At 61.1% G+C, this 13,651-nt stretch carries 13 protein-coding genes; 2 read left to right on the forward strand and 11 right to left on the reverse strand.

Annotated elements, in window-relative coordinates:
* The 9 genes from pstA to C4N22_RS07010 form a co-directional block, all read right to left on the reverse strand.
* Entirely contained in the window at positions 1–861 is an 861-nt protein-coding gene (pstA, locus tag C4N22_RS06970) for a phosphate ABC transporter permease PstA (protein ID WP_112148452.1), read from the reverse strand.
* Positions 854–1,768, reverse strand: a complete 915-nt coding sequence (gene pstC, locus C4N22_RS06975; RefSeq protein ID WP_112148453.1) for a phosphate ABC transporter permease subunit PstC — start codon at positions 1,766–1,768, stop codon at positions 854–856. The genes pstA and pstC overlap by 8 nt, the downstream gene beginning before the upstream one ends.
* 30 nt (positions 1,769–1,798) lie before the next feature.
* Positions 1,799–2,692, reverse strand: coding sequence for a phosphate ABC transporter substrate-binding protein (locus C4N22_RS06980; protein ID WP_112148454.1), 894 nt, complete (start codon positions 2,690–2,692; stop codon positions 1,799–1,801).
* 379 nt (positions 2,693–3,071) lie between these two features.
* Positions 3,072–3,596 carry a twin-arginine translocation signal domain-containing protein gene (locus C4N22_RS06985; RefSeq protein ID WP_112148455.1) on the reverse strand — a complete coding sequence of 175 codons (525 nt, stop codon included), beginning with the start codon at positions 3,594–3,596 and terminating at the stop codon, positions 3,072–3,074.
* Positions 3,597–3,730: 134 nt separating this feature from the next.
* Positions 3,731–4,222, reverse strand: coding sequence for a twin-arginine translocation signal domain-containing protein (locus C4N22_RS06990; protein WP_112148456.1), 492 nt, complete (start codon positions 4,220–4,222; stop codon positions 3,731–3,733).
* Positions 4,223–4,405: 183 nt separating this feature from the next.
* Positions 4,406–5,011 carry a GNAT family N-acetyltransferase gene (locus tag C4N22_RS06995; protein ID WP_112148457.1) on the reverse strand — a complete coding sequence of 202 codons (606 nt, stop codon included), beginning with the start codon at positions 5,009–5,011 and terminating at the stop codon, positions 4,406–4,408.
* Positions 5,008–6,135, reverse strand: a complete 1,128-nt coding sequence (gene nagA / locus C4N22_RS07000; RefSeq protein WP_112148458.1) for an N-acetylglucosamine-6-phosphate deacetylase — start codon at positions 6,133–6,135, stop codon at positions 5,008–5,010. The genes C4N22_RS06995 and nagA overlap by 4 nt, the downstream gene beginning before the upstream one ends.
* The gene (gene nagB, locus C4N22_RS07005) at positions 6,132–6,860 is read right to left on the reverse strand and encodes a glucosamine-6-phosphate deaminase (RefSeq protein ID WP_112148459.1); all 729 of its coding nucleotides are present in this window, start codon (positions 6,858–6,860) and stop codon (positions 6,132–6,134) included. The genes nagA and nagB overlap by 4 nt, the downstream gene beginning before the upstream one ends.
* Before the next feature lie 225 nt (positions 6,861–7,085).
* Positions 7,086–8,558, reverse strand: coding sequence for a PTS transporter subunit EIIC (locus C4N22_RS07010; protein WP_112148460.1), 1,473 nt, complete (start codon positions 8,556–8,558; stop codon positions 7,086–7,088).
* Positions 8,559–8,889: 331 nt separating this feature from the next.
* Here C4N22_RS07010 and prmA point away from each other — a divergent pair, with 331 nt between their 5' ends.
* Together prmA and C4N22_RS07020 are read left to right on the forward strand one after the other, a co-directional pair.
* Entirely contained in the window at positions 8,890–9,801 is a 912-nt protein-coding gene (prmA, locus tag C4N22_RS07015; RefSeq protein ID WP_112148461.1) for a 50S ribosomal protein L11 methyltransferase, read from the forward strand.
* 158 nt (positions 9,802–9,959) lie between these two features.
* Positions 9,960–10,703, forward strand: coding sequence for an RsmE family RNA methyltransferase (locus C4N22_RS07020; RefSeq protein ID WP_112115605.1), 744 nt, complete (start codon positions 9,960–9,962; stop codon positions 10,701–10,703).
* Between the two features lie 60 nt (positions 10,704–10,763).
* On the opposite strand, the gene C4N22_RS07025 is transcribed toward C4N22_RS07020, so the two are convergent.
* Together C4N22_RS07025 and C4N22_RS07030 are read right to left on the reverse strand one after the other, a co-directional pair.
* A complete protein-coding gene (locus C4N22_RS07025) occupies positions 10,764–12,395 on the reverse strand; it encodes a phosphoenolpyruvate--protein phosphotransferase (protein ID WP_112148462.1) in 1,632 nt (543 codons plus the stop codon).
* Entirely contained in the window at positions 12,392–13,585 is a 1,194-nt protein-coding gene (locus C4N22_RS07030) for a patatin-like phospholipase family protein (protein WP_112148463.1), read from the reverse strand. The genes C4N22_RS07025 and C4N22_RS07030 overlap by 4 nt, the downstream gene beginning before the upstream one ends.
* Positions 13,586–13,651 lie beyond the last annotated feature (66 nt).

Genomic DNA, 13,651 nt, shown 5'->3' on the forward strand with positions numbered 1-13,651 from the left:
TTATTGCTTCTGTTTCAGTTTCGTTTTGGCAAGCCGGGCGGCCAGATTGATGGCCAGCACCAGCACCAGCAGCACCGCGCCGATGGCCCAGGCCGAATCAAAGTCGCCATCCTCAAAGGCCCGCAGGTAGAGCAGGACCGAGAGGGTCGCGCCGTTGGAGGTGTAGGCTTTGACGACGTTCTGGGCAATGACCTCCGCCGCGCCTGCCGTGAACAGCAGGGCGGCACTCTCGCCCACGATACGGCCCACCGCCAGGATGCAGCCTGTGACGATGCCGTCCACGCTGCAGGGGAGCACGATGGTGCGGATGATGTGCCATTTGCCCGCGCCCAGACCCAGTGCGCCCTCCCGGTAGCCCTGGGGCACCGTTTTGAGGGATTCCTGGGTGGTGCGGATGATGGTGGGCAGGTTCATGATGACCAGCGTCAGGCTGCCGGAGAGCAGGCAGGTCTTGAAGCCCAGCGTCTGGGCAAAGACCAGCATCCCCACCAGACCGTAGATGATGCTTGGGATGCCTGCCAGCGTCTCGTTGGTGAACTCGATCACCTCAATGAGGCGGCGGTTGGTGGCGTACTCGGTCAGATAGACCGCCGCGCCCACGCCCAGCGGCAATACGATGAGTAATGTCAGCAGAATGACATACAGTGTGTTGAGGATGGCGGGCAGGATGCCGTCGGTGCCTTTCAGCACGCTGGCCGTGGTGGTGAGGAACTCCACACTAATGTGGGGGATGCCCCGCGCCAGCACCATGGCGATGATGCCAGCCACCAGTATGATGACCAGTGCAGCCGCCACCCAGACGGCGGCGGTGAAGAAGCGGTTCCAGGCCCTGCGGGAGGGAGAGAATTCCGCATTATTCATTGCGGCTGCCCCCTTTCAGGACGATGTTGAGCACCACATTGATGAGCATGATAAAGAGGAACAGCACCAGCGCGATGCTGAACAGCGCCTGTTTCTGCAGGCCGCTGGCGTAGCTCATCTCCTTGGCGATGGCCGTGGTCAGGAACGTGACGCTCTTGAAGAGGCTGGTGGGCATGTTGGGGCTGTTGCCGGCCACCATCATCACGGCCATGGCCTCGCCGATGGCGCGGCCGATGCCCAGCACGATGCCGGCGGCAATGCCGCTCTTGGCGGCCGGGACGCTGATCTTGAACCAGGTCTCGGTGTCCGTCGCGCCCAGCGCCAGGCTGCCCTGCTCGTACTCCGGCGGCACGGCGTTGAGGGCCGTGACCGACACGGACACGATGCTGGGCAGGATCATGATGGACAGCACCACGATGGCCGACAGCAGGCAGGCACCGGAGGCCTTGCCAAAGGTTTGGGCCACGGCGGGCACCAGCACCTGCATTCCCAGAAGGCCAAACACCACGCTGGGGATGCCGGAGAGCAGCTCAATGGCCGTGACCACCACGGCACGCACCCGGGGCCCGGCGGCTTTGGAAAGGAACACCGCCGTCAGCAGGCCGACAGGCACACCGATGAGGGTCGCCCCCAGCGTGCCGTAGATGCTGGAGAGCAGGAACGGCAGGATGCCGAATTTGGGGTCTGCCGCGGTGGAAGCCCACTCGGTGCCAAACAGGAACTGGAACAGGCCGATCTGCCGGATGGCCGGCACGCCCGAGATGACCATGTAGACCGAGATGAGGACGACGCAGCCCACCGCCAGGATGCCGCAGAGAAAGAACAGGAAGTTCATGATGGCTTCCAGCCACTCTGCCGCGTTGCGGGGCAGCTCCAGCCGCCGCAGGGAAGAAACGGTTTGTTTCATATCGATCACTTTCTTTTGCAAAAGTGGAACTTACTCGTTGACGGGCACGGCACCGGCAGTACGGATCAGGTCCGCAGCGTCCGTGCTGGTGGCAAAGTCGAAGAATGCCTGCGCCTGCTCGGACAGGGGAGCGGAATCGTTGGTGACGAAGACGAACGGGCGCTGGATCTTGTAGGTGCCGTCCTTGACGGTATCCTCACTGCACTCCACGCCCTCCACGGTGACAGCCTTGACGGTATCGCCGACGGCAGACAGGGAAGCGTAGCCGATGGCCAGGGGGTTGGCCTCCACAGCGCTGATGACAGCGCCGGTGGCCGTCAGCTCCTGGGCATACTTGCAGGCGTCCTTGACATCCACGATGCTCTCAAAGCCATCGCGGGTGCCGGAACCAGCCTCGCGGCCCACCAGCACGATCTCGCCGTCGTCGCCGCCAACCTCAGACCAGTTGGTGATCTCGCCGGTGAACATCTGCTTGAGCTGATCGACGGTCAGGTCTTCCACCTTGCTGTCCTTGTTGACGATGATGGCGATGCCATCCAGTGCAATGGTGGTGCCGGTCACGCCGGTCTCATCGGCTTTCAGCGCGCGGGAAGACAGGCCGATATCCAGCGTCTTATCGGTTGCACCGGTGATGCCAGCGCCGGAACCGGTGGGGTCATAGCTGACGGTGACGCCGGGCTGGACTTCCGCAAAGCCCTCGGTCAGGGCAGCGATGACGTTCTTCATGGAAGTAGAACCACCGGTCGCCACATTGCCGGAGAGGTCCCCGGCTGCGGAAGCGGCCACAGAGGAAGCGGCCGTGCTGGAAGCAGCGGCAGAAGAAGCAGCGGTGGAAGAAGCGGAGCCGCCGCAGGCGGACAGGGCAGCGGCGGCAGCCACAGCACCACAAACGGTCAGGAACGAACGGCGAGTGATCTTTTTCATCATGTTTTCCTCCGATTTTCTCAGTACAAATGTTTTCCAAATTCCGGGCACTTTTTCCGCCCGGGGTCTCTCATTGTGTTTTCCTTGGGAACACCATGATTGTACTCCAACCGCCGCCCCGCCGCGACCATGACCACGCAAAATCGAAGTAAAGCTTTGCGCTATGGTTTTACGCCAATGTAACCGTTTGGTAAAACCGCTTTGAAAATCTTCGCCCTTGATTTTACATTTCCCGCCAGAATGCCGAAATCCCGCTTGTTTCTTTGTGGGTTCTGCCAACCCGCCGCGCTGCAAAACGCAAAAAGCCGCCCGGCGGCTTCTTTTGCAGAAGCGCCGGGCGGCATACGGATCGTTTTTGAATGTATAAAGTGTTTACTCTTTACTCTACTTTGGACGTGATATTCCCATTGTTATACTCTGTAAAGACAGCCTTTCTGCCATTATACGTAAATGTTGTCACGACCTTGCTGCCTTCCATGTACAGTCCTTTGCCGACTGCTACCAGTTTAAAATCCTTGACCTCATATTTTTCGCCAGCCGGAGCACTGCCGTTTTCGCCTACATAGGTCATCGGATATTCCTTGCCGTTTTTATCCGTGAGCACACCCGTAATAATGACTTCACAGTCACTGCCGCTGCCGCCGTAGGTCACAGCCTTTTTACTGTTATTCCGAATCTCGCAGGTCGGCTGGTAGGTCACATCGTTTTCTTGGCCACCGACACCATTGGTCCACACACTTGCGCTCATCATGAATTTCACATCTCCGATGGCTGCCGACACCGAATCCATATCTTTCAGATTGTCGATCACATCACAGCCCGTCAGAGAGCCGGACATCACAACAGCCAGTGCCCCCACACCGGCGAGCTTGAGAAACGAGCGGCGGGTAAGTTCTTTTTTCATAATTTCATTCCTCCTCTGGAAAATGGATGATTCCTGTCTTCATCATACCATGCGTACCGCACTTGTCAAGAAGCAAAAAGCCGCCCGGCGGCTTCTTTTGCAGAAGCGCCGGGCGGCAGGAATCTATTTTTGATTTATGCAGTTTTCAGATTGATTTTCTTGTTTTTCAAATCAACCACAAAAGTCTGAGTCTGGCCGGACAGCGTAATGCTGAACTCCAGTGTTTTCTCGCCGGAAATGGCTGCATTGTATGCGGTCTCGTCGGTAGTGGTAAATTTCGGCAGACAGTCAACCGTTTTGCCCTGAATGAGGGTTACACGCTTGTTCTCGTCCAGCTTAAATTCTACATCGCCGACTTTCAGTGCAAACATCTCTTTATAGCTCTTGTTGTTGAATCCGCTCTTCTTGCCCTTGATGTTTACTTCCGGAATCACAAAGCCATAAGGATTCTTCTTTTCGTTCATCCAGCCATAGCTCTGCAAAGACAGATAAACTGTATATTCACCAATGGTGTAACCATCGCCTTTGCCGCCGCCGCAGGCGGTCAGCAGACCGGATGCGGCCGTTGCCACGGCCAGTGCGGCAGCGCCTTTGAGGAAGCTGCGGCGAGATACTTCATATGCCATAAAAAATCCCTCCTGAATTTTTCCAAAAACTACAAGTCACGCCCTTATGTTACCACTTTGGGGCGTGGTGTCAAGCGTTCTTTTTTCGGTCCGAATTTCAGTGGTGATACAGCGTTAAAAAACGCCGCTCCGGCGGGTGCAGCGGCACTCCACACAGGGCGGCGGTTCTGTTTTGTGTTTTGCTCAGAGCAGCTGGGCGGTGGTTCCGTCCGGGCGGTAAAGCTCAATGTACTGCCGCCACTTGGGCTCCCCGATGACACGGCGGTAGCAGTCGGCCAGCGCGCGGCAGGCATCCTCCGCGCCCATGGGCTGCTGCCCCGGGGCGGCCAGTGTCAGCACCCGGAACCAGGAGGCCCCGAACAGCTTTTCTGTCCAGCCGGTATCCACGGCCCCGCAGCGGGCATAGAACCCCAGACGGCGGACCGCCATCGCCGGGTCGTCGGCTTTTTCCGGCAGCTCGGCCTCAATGAGGATGGCATCGGCCCCGGCCTCTTTGCCGGGCAGGGCGGCCAGCAGCTTTGCCCCCAGACCGGCGGCGCGGCAGGCCGGAAGCACGGCAAAATAATCCAGCTGGCTGACCGTCGCGCCCCGGGGCCGTACCATGAGCAGATAGGCCACGAGGGTCTCGCCGTCGTAGACGCCCCAGGTGTGGGAGTCGCCAACGGCTTCACTGTTCAAAACCATGCTCAGGGGTTTGAGCTCCGTCGGGGGAAAATCCCGGCGCATCTCATTGAGGTAAACGCGGGTCAGTTCCTCAGCGGTCAGCAGCCGCCAGGTCAGGGTGTTCATACGATGCGGGTTCCTTTCTGGATCACAGCTTTGAGATTGAGCTCCTGGTCGGCCAGGATGATGTTGCCATAGCGGCCCGCGGCAATGCTGCCGTAGTCATTGTCCACGCCGATGCTCTTTGCCGGGTTCTCGCTGGCGGCACGGACAGCGCTCTCCAGCGGCACGCCCATCTCCAGCACGGCCCGCTTCATGCAGTCGTACAGGCAGGTAGCGCTGCCGGCAATGGTGCCGGGCTGCTCGGTCAGGGTGGCCCGGGGGCCCTCCACCGTCACAGCCTGGCCGCCCAGACTGTACTGGCCGTCGGGCAGGCCGCAGGCCATCATGCTGTCGGCAATGAGGATGACATGGTCGTCCCCAAAAGCCTTGAACGTGAACCGCACCACCGCCGGGTGGATGTGGACGTTATCGGTGATGAGCTCCACTTCCGCCCCGCGCTCCATGGCCGCAATGATGGGGCCGGGGGCACGGTGGGTGATGCCGGGCATGGCGTTGTACAGGTGGGTCATGTGGGTGGCACCGGCGTCAAAAGCGGCAATGGCGGTGTCGTAGTCGGTGCAGGTGTGGGCCAGCGAGACGCGGACCTCCCCATGGCACTCTTTGATGAACTCCAGCGCGCCCGGCTCCTCCGGGGCAATGTCCACCAGCTTGATGAGACCGTTCGCCCGCTTCTGCAGGCGGCGGAACATCTCCACATCGGCCTTGTGGAGGTACTCCGGGTTCTGCGCGCCCACCTTGTGGGGGCTGATGAACGGGCCCTCCATGTTGATGCCAACAAGATCGGCACCCTTGCCGTTTTTGTGAGCGGCCGCGGCATCCATGACGCCGTTCAGGATCTCTTCGGAGAATGTCATGGTGGCGGGGCAGATGGCCAGCACGCCCTTGCTGGCCTCAAAATCCGCCAGCGTCTGGATGGCTTCTTCCTTGCCGTCACAGAAATCCTTGCCCATGGCACCGTGGAAGTGGATATCCACGAGGCCCGGCAGGGCATAGAGGCCCTGTGCGTCCAGAACTTCCTCGCCCTCCTCGGGGGCAGCAAAGGGCACAATGCGGCCCTCCCGGATGACGATGCTCCCCTTTTCAAACGTGTGGCGGGGAGTGTAGACCAGAGCATTTTGAATGATCATAACAGGCTCAGAGCCTCCTCATCGGCCACGAGGATGCAGTCGGGGTGCATCTGCAGGATGGAGCCCGGGCACTCGGGGGTCACGGGGCCGGAGACGACGGCCTTGACCGCCTTGGCCTTGGCCAGACCGTTGGCCACCACCAGCACCTTGCGGGCCTGCATGATGGTCTTGATGCCCATGGTGTATGCCTGCTTGGGCACCAGATCCTCGTTGCCGTCAAAGAAGCGCTTGTTGGCCTCGATGGTGGCGGGGGTCAGGTCCACGCAGTGGGTCTCCAGCTCAAAGGCCTCGCCCGGCTCGTTGAAGCCGATGTGGCCGTTGGGGCCCAGGCCCAGCAGCTGCAGGTCGATGCCTCCCACGCTGTGGATGATGTCGTTGTACTTGGCGCAGGCATCAACGGCATCGGGGTTGGTGCCGTCGGGCAGGTGAATGGCCTCGGGGCGGATGTTCACATGGTCAAACAGGTTCTTGTGCATGAAGCTCCAGTAGCTTTCCGGGTGCTCTTTGGGCAGGCCGCGGTACTCGTCCAGATTCACGGTGGTCACCTCAGAGAAATCCAGGTCGCCCTTGTTGTACCACTCCACCAGCTGGGCGTAGGCCCCCACCGGGGTGCCGCCCGTTGCCAGGCCCAGCACGCAGTTGGGTTTCATGATGACCTGCGCGGAGATGATGTTGGCTGCCTTGCGGGACATATCCTTGTAATCTTTTGCACGAATGATCTTCATACGAATAACCTCCCAGTTTTTTACGGCCCCCGCAGTGCGGCGGTCCTTCAGCTGCTCTCAGTATACCACAGAACAGCAGGATCTACAATTCCGGCAAAACGCCAGCGGACAAAACAAGAACCGCCGGGGCCGGGTACAAATACCCGGCCCCGGCGGCCTCAGGAATGCTTTCTTGCGGAATCAACCAGCTTTTTCCGCAAAGATGTCTGTTACAGGTGCTGTGCGTTACAGCATCTTCTTCAGCTCGTCGTACACGAACTGCACCTTGGTGCCGATGACCACCTGGCAGGTGCTCTTATCGGGGCGGATGACGCCGGCAGCACCGGCAGCCTTCACAGCCTTCTCGTCCACCTGGGTGTAGTCCTTGATGGTGAAACGCAGGCGGGTAGCGCAGTAGTCCACGCTGGAGACGTTCTCCTTGCCGCCGATGGCCTTCAGCACGCCGGCTGCGACCTCGGTGTAGTTGTTGTTGGCCAGCACGACCTTCTTCTCAGCCTCTTCGGCGTCCTCGTCCTCACGGCCGGGGGTCTTCAGGTCGAACTTGGTGATGGCAAAGTAGAACACTGCATAGAACACCACGAATGCCGCGATGCCCAGAGGAATGATCATCCAAGTCTTAGCGGCTGCGGGCAGGGAAGCAGAGAACACCAGGTCGGTAGCGCCTGCGGAGAAGCAGAAGCCTGCACGGAAGCCGGAGTAATAGGTGATGATGGTGAAGATGCCGTACAGAGCGGAGTACACAACGTACAGCGGGAAGCACAGGAACATGAAGCCGAACTCGAAAGGCTCGGTGACGCCGCAGACAAAAGCGCAGATGGCGGCGGACAGAACCAGACCGATGGCAGCTTTCTTGTTCTTAGCGGTCTTGACCATAGCCAGAGCCGCACCGGCGACACCGAACATCATGCAGGGGAAGAAGCCGGACATGTACATACCCAGGCTCCAGCCCACGTCAGCAGAGGTCTCGCCTGCCCAGAAGTGGGACAGGTCGCCCAGGCCGATGGTGTCGAACCAGAACACGTTGTTCAGAGCGTGGTGCAGGCCGGTGGGGATGAGCAGACGGTTCAGGAAAGCGTAGATGCCGGCGCCGATGCCGCCCATGCCAGCGATGCCGTTGCCGACGGCGACCAGAGCGCCGAAGATGACGGGCCAGACGAACAGCAGAACGACAGAGACAACGATGGAGATCAGGCCGGTGGCGATGGCGACGAAGCGCTTGCCGGAGAAGAATGCCAGCCAGTCAGGCATCTGGGTGCTCTTGAACTTGTTGTAGCAGGTTGCGCCCACCACAGCGGCCAGAATGCCGATGAAAGAGTTGCCGGCCACTTTCTGGAAAGCGATGTAGGTAGCGGTGCCCTCTTCGAGGCTGCGCACCATGCTGACCACACCGGGGTTCAGCAGCTGCTGCATCATCAGATAGCTGACCAGACCGGCCAGACCAGCGGTACCATCGTGGTCATCCGCCAGGCCGACGGCCGCGCCGATGGCGAACAGCCATGCCATGTTATCGATCAGTGCGCCGCCTGCCTTGACCAGCAGGAAGCCGACGGTGTAAGCCGCGCCGGAAGTTGCTGCACCGGGAACGCCCATAACGCCCGGAGCAAAGGCATAACCAAGACCCATCAGGATGCCGCAGATCGGCAGCACAGCGACGGGAAGCATCAGTGCCTTGCCCAATTTCTGGAGATACTTCATCATAAGACACATTCCTCCTTAAAGAATGTTTGTGTTATGGCAGCTCCTGGTTGAAAGCCGTCCATAATTTCGTAACATCATCTTAACACATTTTCAGCAAAAAAGAAAGTCGTTCCCATCAAATTTTCATGTTTTTGCCTCAAAAGTCCCTATTTGACGGTTTAGTAGTCAAAAGTTTTTGGATTTTTTGCGCAAAAACCCAATTCATCTTTCCTCACGGCTGAAAAATCTTTTCTTTTCGCGGCTTCTCCGGCAAACACCTTGCATCCCCGGGCGGAATCGGGTACAATCCTATATAAGTACAACACTTTTCAAAACAGGAGGATTTTCCGCAATGGAATGGACTGATATTCGCCTGACCGTGGCCAAAGCCGATGCCGACAACGCCGAGGCCGTGGCCACCATGATCGCCGAGGGCGGCATTTATATTGAGGACTACAGTGACATTGAGCAGCAGGTGGCTGAGATCGCCCATGTGGATCTCATTGAGCAGGAGCTGCTGGATAAGCCCCGCGACCAGGTCATCATCCACATGTATCTGGAGCCGGGCGCTTCCCCCGTGGAAACGCTGGCCCTCATCGCCGCCCGGATGGAGGCGGCAGGCATCGCCTACACCGCCGAGACCGAGGGCGTGGAGCAGGAGGACTGGCAGAACGGCTGGCGCAAATATTACCACCCCATGGACATCGGCCAGCACCTGGCCATCGTGCCCTCCTGGCAGGAATATGACACCGACCGTGTCAAGCTCATCCTGGACCCCGGCCTGGCCTTTGGCACCGGCGGCCACGAGACCACCAGCCTCTGCCTGGAAGCGCTGGACGAGCGGGTCAAGGGCGGCGAGCGGGTGCTGGATATCGGCACCGGCAGCGGCATCCTGGCCATTGCCGCCCTGAAACTGGGCGCTGCCAGCGCCGAGGGCGTGGACATCGACCCGGTCGCCGTCCGTACCGCCGGGGAGAACGCCGCCCTCAACGGCGTGGCCGACAAGCTCACCGTTCTGGTGGGCGACCTCTCCGACAAGGCCAGCGGCAAATATGACATCATCACCGCCAACATCGTGGCAAACGCCATCATGTCCCTGGCCCCCGCCGTGCCCGGCCTGATGGCCGACAACGGCGTCTTCATTGCCAGCGGCATCATTGACAGCCGCAAAGACGAGGTGCTGGCCGCCCTGAAATCTGCCGGCCTCGCCGTGCAGGAAGTAAAAGAGAAGCGCGGCTGGGAGTGCATCATTTGTAAAAAGTAAAACCTCTCAGGCGCTTCGCGCCAGCCGTTCCCCTTTCGGCACTTCCGTGCCACCTCCCCCGGCCGGGGGAGTCTTTCCCATCAGGGGAGCCCTTGGCATAACGGGTCAGCTCTGCTGACTGCGAATGGCTGCAAAACAAATCAACGGGAGTTTATAAAATGCCTCATCGTTACTTTACCACCGAGATCGCCGACGGCGCGGCTGTGCTGCGCGGCTCCGACGCCCACCACCTGGCCCGGGTGATGCGGGCAAAACAGGGCGATACTGTCATTTTATGTGACGGCAACGCTGTGGAGTACACCGCCACCATCACCGGGTTCGGGGACGAGTGCGTGGAGTTCCGCGTGGAACCGGGCTACCCCAGCGCCGCCGAACCCAGTGTGGAAGTCACCCTGCTGGCGGGCTACCCCAAGCAGGACAAACTGGAACAGATCATCAAACACGGCGTGGAGCTGGGCTGCACCCACTTTATCCCGTTCTTCAGCCGCTACTGCGTGGCCGCCCCCAAAAAAGAGGAACAGAAAAACGAGCGCTACAACCGCATCGCCTTTGAGGCCGCCAAGCAGTGCGGCCGGGGCGTGCTGCCGGATGTGGCTCTGCCCCTGCCCAATTTCGGGGCGGTCTGCCGCAGCCTTGCCGGGTACGACCTCGTGCTCTTCTGCTATGAGTGCGGCGGCGAGCCTCTCCGCCAGCTGCTGGCGGAGGCCAAGCCCGCTGACGGCAAAAAGCTGAAAATCGCCATCATCACCGGTGCCGAGGGCGGCTTTGCCGCCGAGGAAGCCGAAATGGCCGCCAAGGCCGGGGCCAAGACCGTCGGCCTGGGCCCCCGCATCCTCCGCTGCGAGACCGCCCCCCTGGCGGTGCTCTCCGCCGTGATGACCCTGACGGGGAACCTGGAGTAAGCCATCCGACGCAAAACCGCCCAGCCGAGTCATTTTGCTCGACCGGGCGGTTTCTTTTTGTTATTCCAATTCTTCCTCCTCCGGGAGGGCGTCGGCCTCCAGCAGGGCTTTTTTGGCCTCCAGCAGGTTCTGGGGGCTCATGGAAAAGCTCCGCAGGCCCAGCTGCAGGTACTGGGTGGCGTTGGCCGGGTTGCCCACGGCAAGGCCGCAGATCGTCACCGGAACATTGCCCTGTTTGGCGGTGTCCATCACCATCCGGATGAGCTTTTTCATGGCTTTGCTGGCCGGGCGGTAGTAGTGCTCCGCCGGAGCCAGCTCCCGGTCCACCGCGTGGGTATACTGGGTCAGGTCGTTGGTGCCGATGACGAAGAAGCCGCAGCCATGGGCCACAAATTCTTCCGCCGTCAGGCAGGCCGAGGGCACACTGAGCATAACACCGAACGAGGTATCCTCATTGAACGAGACACCCCGCTCCCGCAGGCGCTGGCGGCACCGCTCCACCACCTCCATGGCGGCGTCCCAGTCTTCCACGTCCGTCACCATGGGGAACATGACCCGCAGCGGGCCCCGGGCCGCCGCCCGCATGAGGGCGCAGATCTGCGTTTCAAACTGGCGGGGGTTGCGCAGGCTGTTGCGGATGCCGCGCAGGCCCAGCTTGGAGGACTGCAGACCCTGGTAGGCGTCCGCCATGGTGCGGTCGGCACCAAAATCAAAGGTGCGCACCGTCACCGGGCAGCCATTGGCTGCGGCGAGGCAGGAAGTGTAGAAGAAATACTGCTCCTGCTCGTCCAGAATGCGGCCGGGCAGCATCATGTAGCTGCTGCGCAGCAGACCTACGCCGCAGGCACCAGACTGCATGGCCGTGTCGATGTCCTCCGGGCCGAAGCAGTTGGCCAGCAGCTCAAAGGCGGCACCATCCCGGGTGCGGTTGGGCAGGGCGCGGAGCGCGCTCAGCTCCTCGTTCTCCCGCTGCAGCTCACAGATGCGGGTCACTGCCTGCTGGCGGGCGGCGGCATCCGGGTCCAGGATGCACTCCCCCTTGGTGGCGTCCAGGATCACGGCACGGCCATCACAGTCGTCCAGAAAACCCTGGCCCACCTGCACGATGCCGGGGATGTTCATGGCCCGGGCAATAATGGCGGCATGGCTCTGGCCGCTGCCCTCGGAGGTGATGAGTCCCAGGATCATGCCGGAGGGCACACTGAACAGGTCGGTGGGCATGAGAACATCTGCCGCCAGGATCACCGGGTGATCCAGCGCCATCCAGACCCGGGGACGGTTGCCCAGAATATTGACCACGCGGCTGGTGGCGTCCAGGATATCCACGCTCCGCAGCTGCATGTAGGCGTTGTCTTTCATATTGGCCAGCCGCTCGGCATAGCGGCGGCCCACCCGGTCCATCGCCTCGGCGGCTCCCACGCCCGCCTTGATCTGAAAACGGACTTCATTCATCATGCCCTCGTCTTCCAGCATCATGCTCTGAAACAGGAAGATGGCCTGCTCGGTGGGTGCCGAGCGCTCGGCCATGGAATCCAGCTCGGTCTGGGCCGTGTGGATGGCCTCGTCCAGCATCCGCTGTTCCCGCTCCGGGTTGAACGGCCCATCGCTGAACGTTTCCACATGGCGTTCCAGACGGCTCACCTGGCCCAGCACCAGCCCGGGCGAGGCAGAAGCTCCCTTGTAAACTTTCATTTCTCGATCACCTCCGGCAGCACCGGGCCCGTCAGCACACGATACACCAGTGCCTGTAAAAACGTGTTGGGCAATAACGCGGCCCGGGCGGCATCCGCCGCGCGGCCGCTGCCCTCAAACAGCGGGGCAAAGCTCTCAATGCGGTCTTTTTCGCATTTTTCCAGAAACGCCTTGCCCAGTGTCTCCGTGGTATAGAACTGTGTGGGGTCCACGCCCACATCCTCGGCGGCGGCTTCCAGCGGGGCCAGCTCCGCGTCCTTGAGGTTGGCCAGCCGCAGGGCCAGGTCTGCCGTCAGGGTAACGGGGTATTTTTCCCGCACGGACTTCTGCTGCTGGCCGAACTGCCACGCAAAGGCCGCCGCGTCCTGGCAGCTCCGCGCGTCACAGGAGACGGCGTAGGCACAGCCCCGCAGGCAGCCCATGGCCCGGCGGGTATCGTAGTAGCCCAGCTCCATGTTCCGCCGGGCCGTGTCGGGGTCAAAGTGGAGGATATCGCCCAGCTCCCAATAGCTCCTGATGAGGGTGGTGGGCAGGCCCGTGCGGTTGGGGCGGGTGATGCCCACGCCCTCCAGGTCCACGCAGACCAGCTCGTCGGCCCCCATCTTCTGGGCCAGCGCCGTGGGCATGTTGTCCCGGTAGCCGCCATCCAGGTAAGAGACGCCGTCAATGATGTGGGCACGCAGGGCGGGGAAGCAGGCGGCGGAGGCCAGCAGGTAGTCCTTGACTTTGCCGTGGGGGATGTCGTCCAGCGCCAGTTCCCGGGCCTTGAGGCCCCGCTGCTCCACCGTGACCAGACCCAGCCGGATGGGGGAAGCACGGAGGGCGTCCTCGTCCAGCACCCGCTCCACGATCTCTTCCAGCGGGGAGACATCCATGCCGCCCTGCCGCACCACGTCCCGCAAAAAGGCGTGGAGTTCTGAGAGGTCGGCGTTCTGCTCCGGCAGCTCCATCACATCCTGGCTGCGGATGGTCAGCCACATATCCCGGGCCGTCTCATAGAGGTCCAGCGCAAACATGGCCCCGTTCAGGCTGCCCACACTGGTGCCCGTGATAATCCCGGGCCGCCAGCCCAGCTCCGTCAGGGCACGCCATACGCCCACCTGATAGCTGCCGCGGGCACCGCCGCCTGCCAGCACCAGTGCCCGCACCGGGGCATGGACAGAGTTATTTACAGGTCGATTCCAGGCCATGGTCCGCACCTCCCTCTGGTCGGTTCCAGTTTTTCAAATTATAGCATACTTTCCGGGAAAATTCTC

The organism is Faecalibacterium prausnitzii, from assembly GCF_003287495.1.
Taxonomy (GTDB): domain Bacteria; phylum Bacillota; class Clostridia; order Oscillospirales; family Ruminococcaceae; genus Faecalibacterium; species Faecalibacterium prausnitzii_I.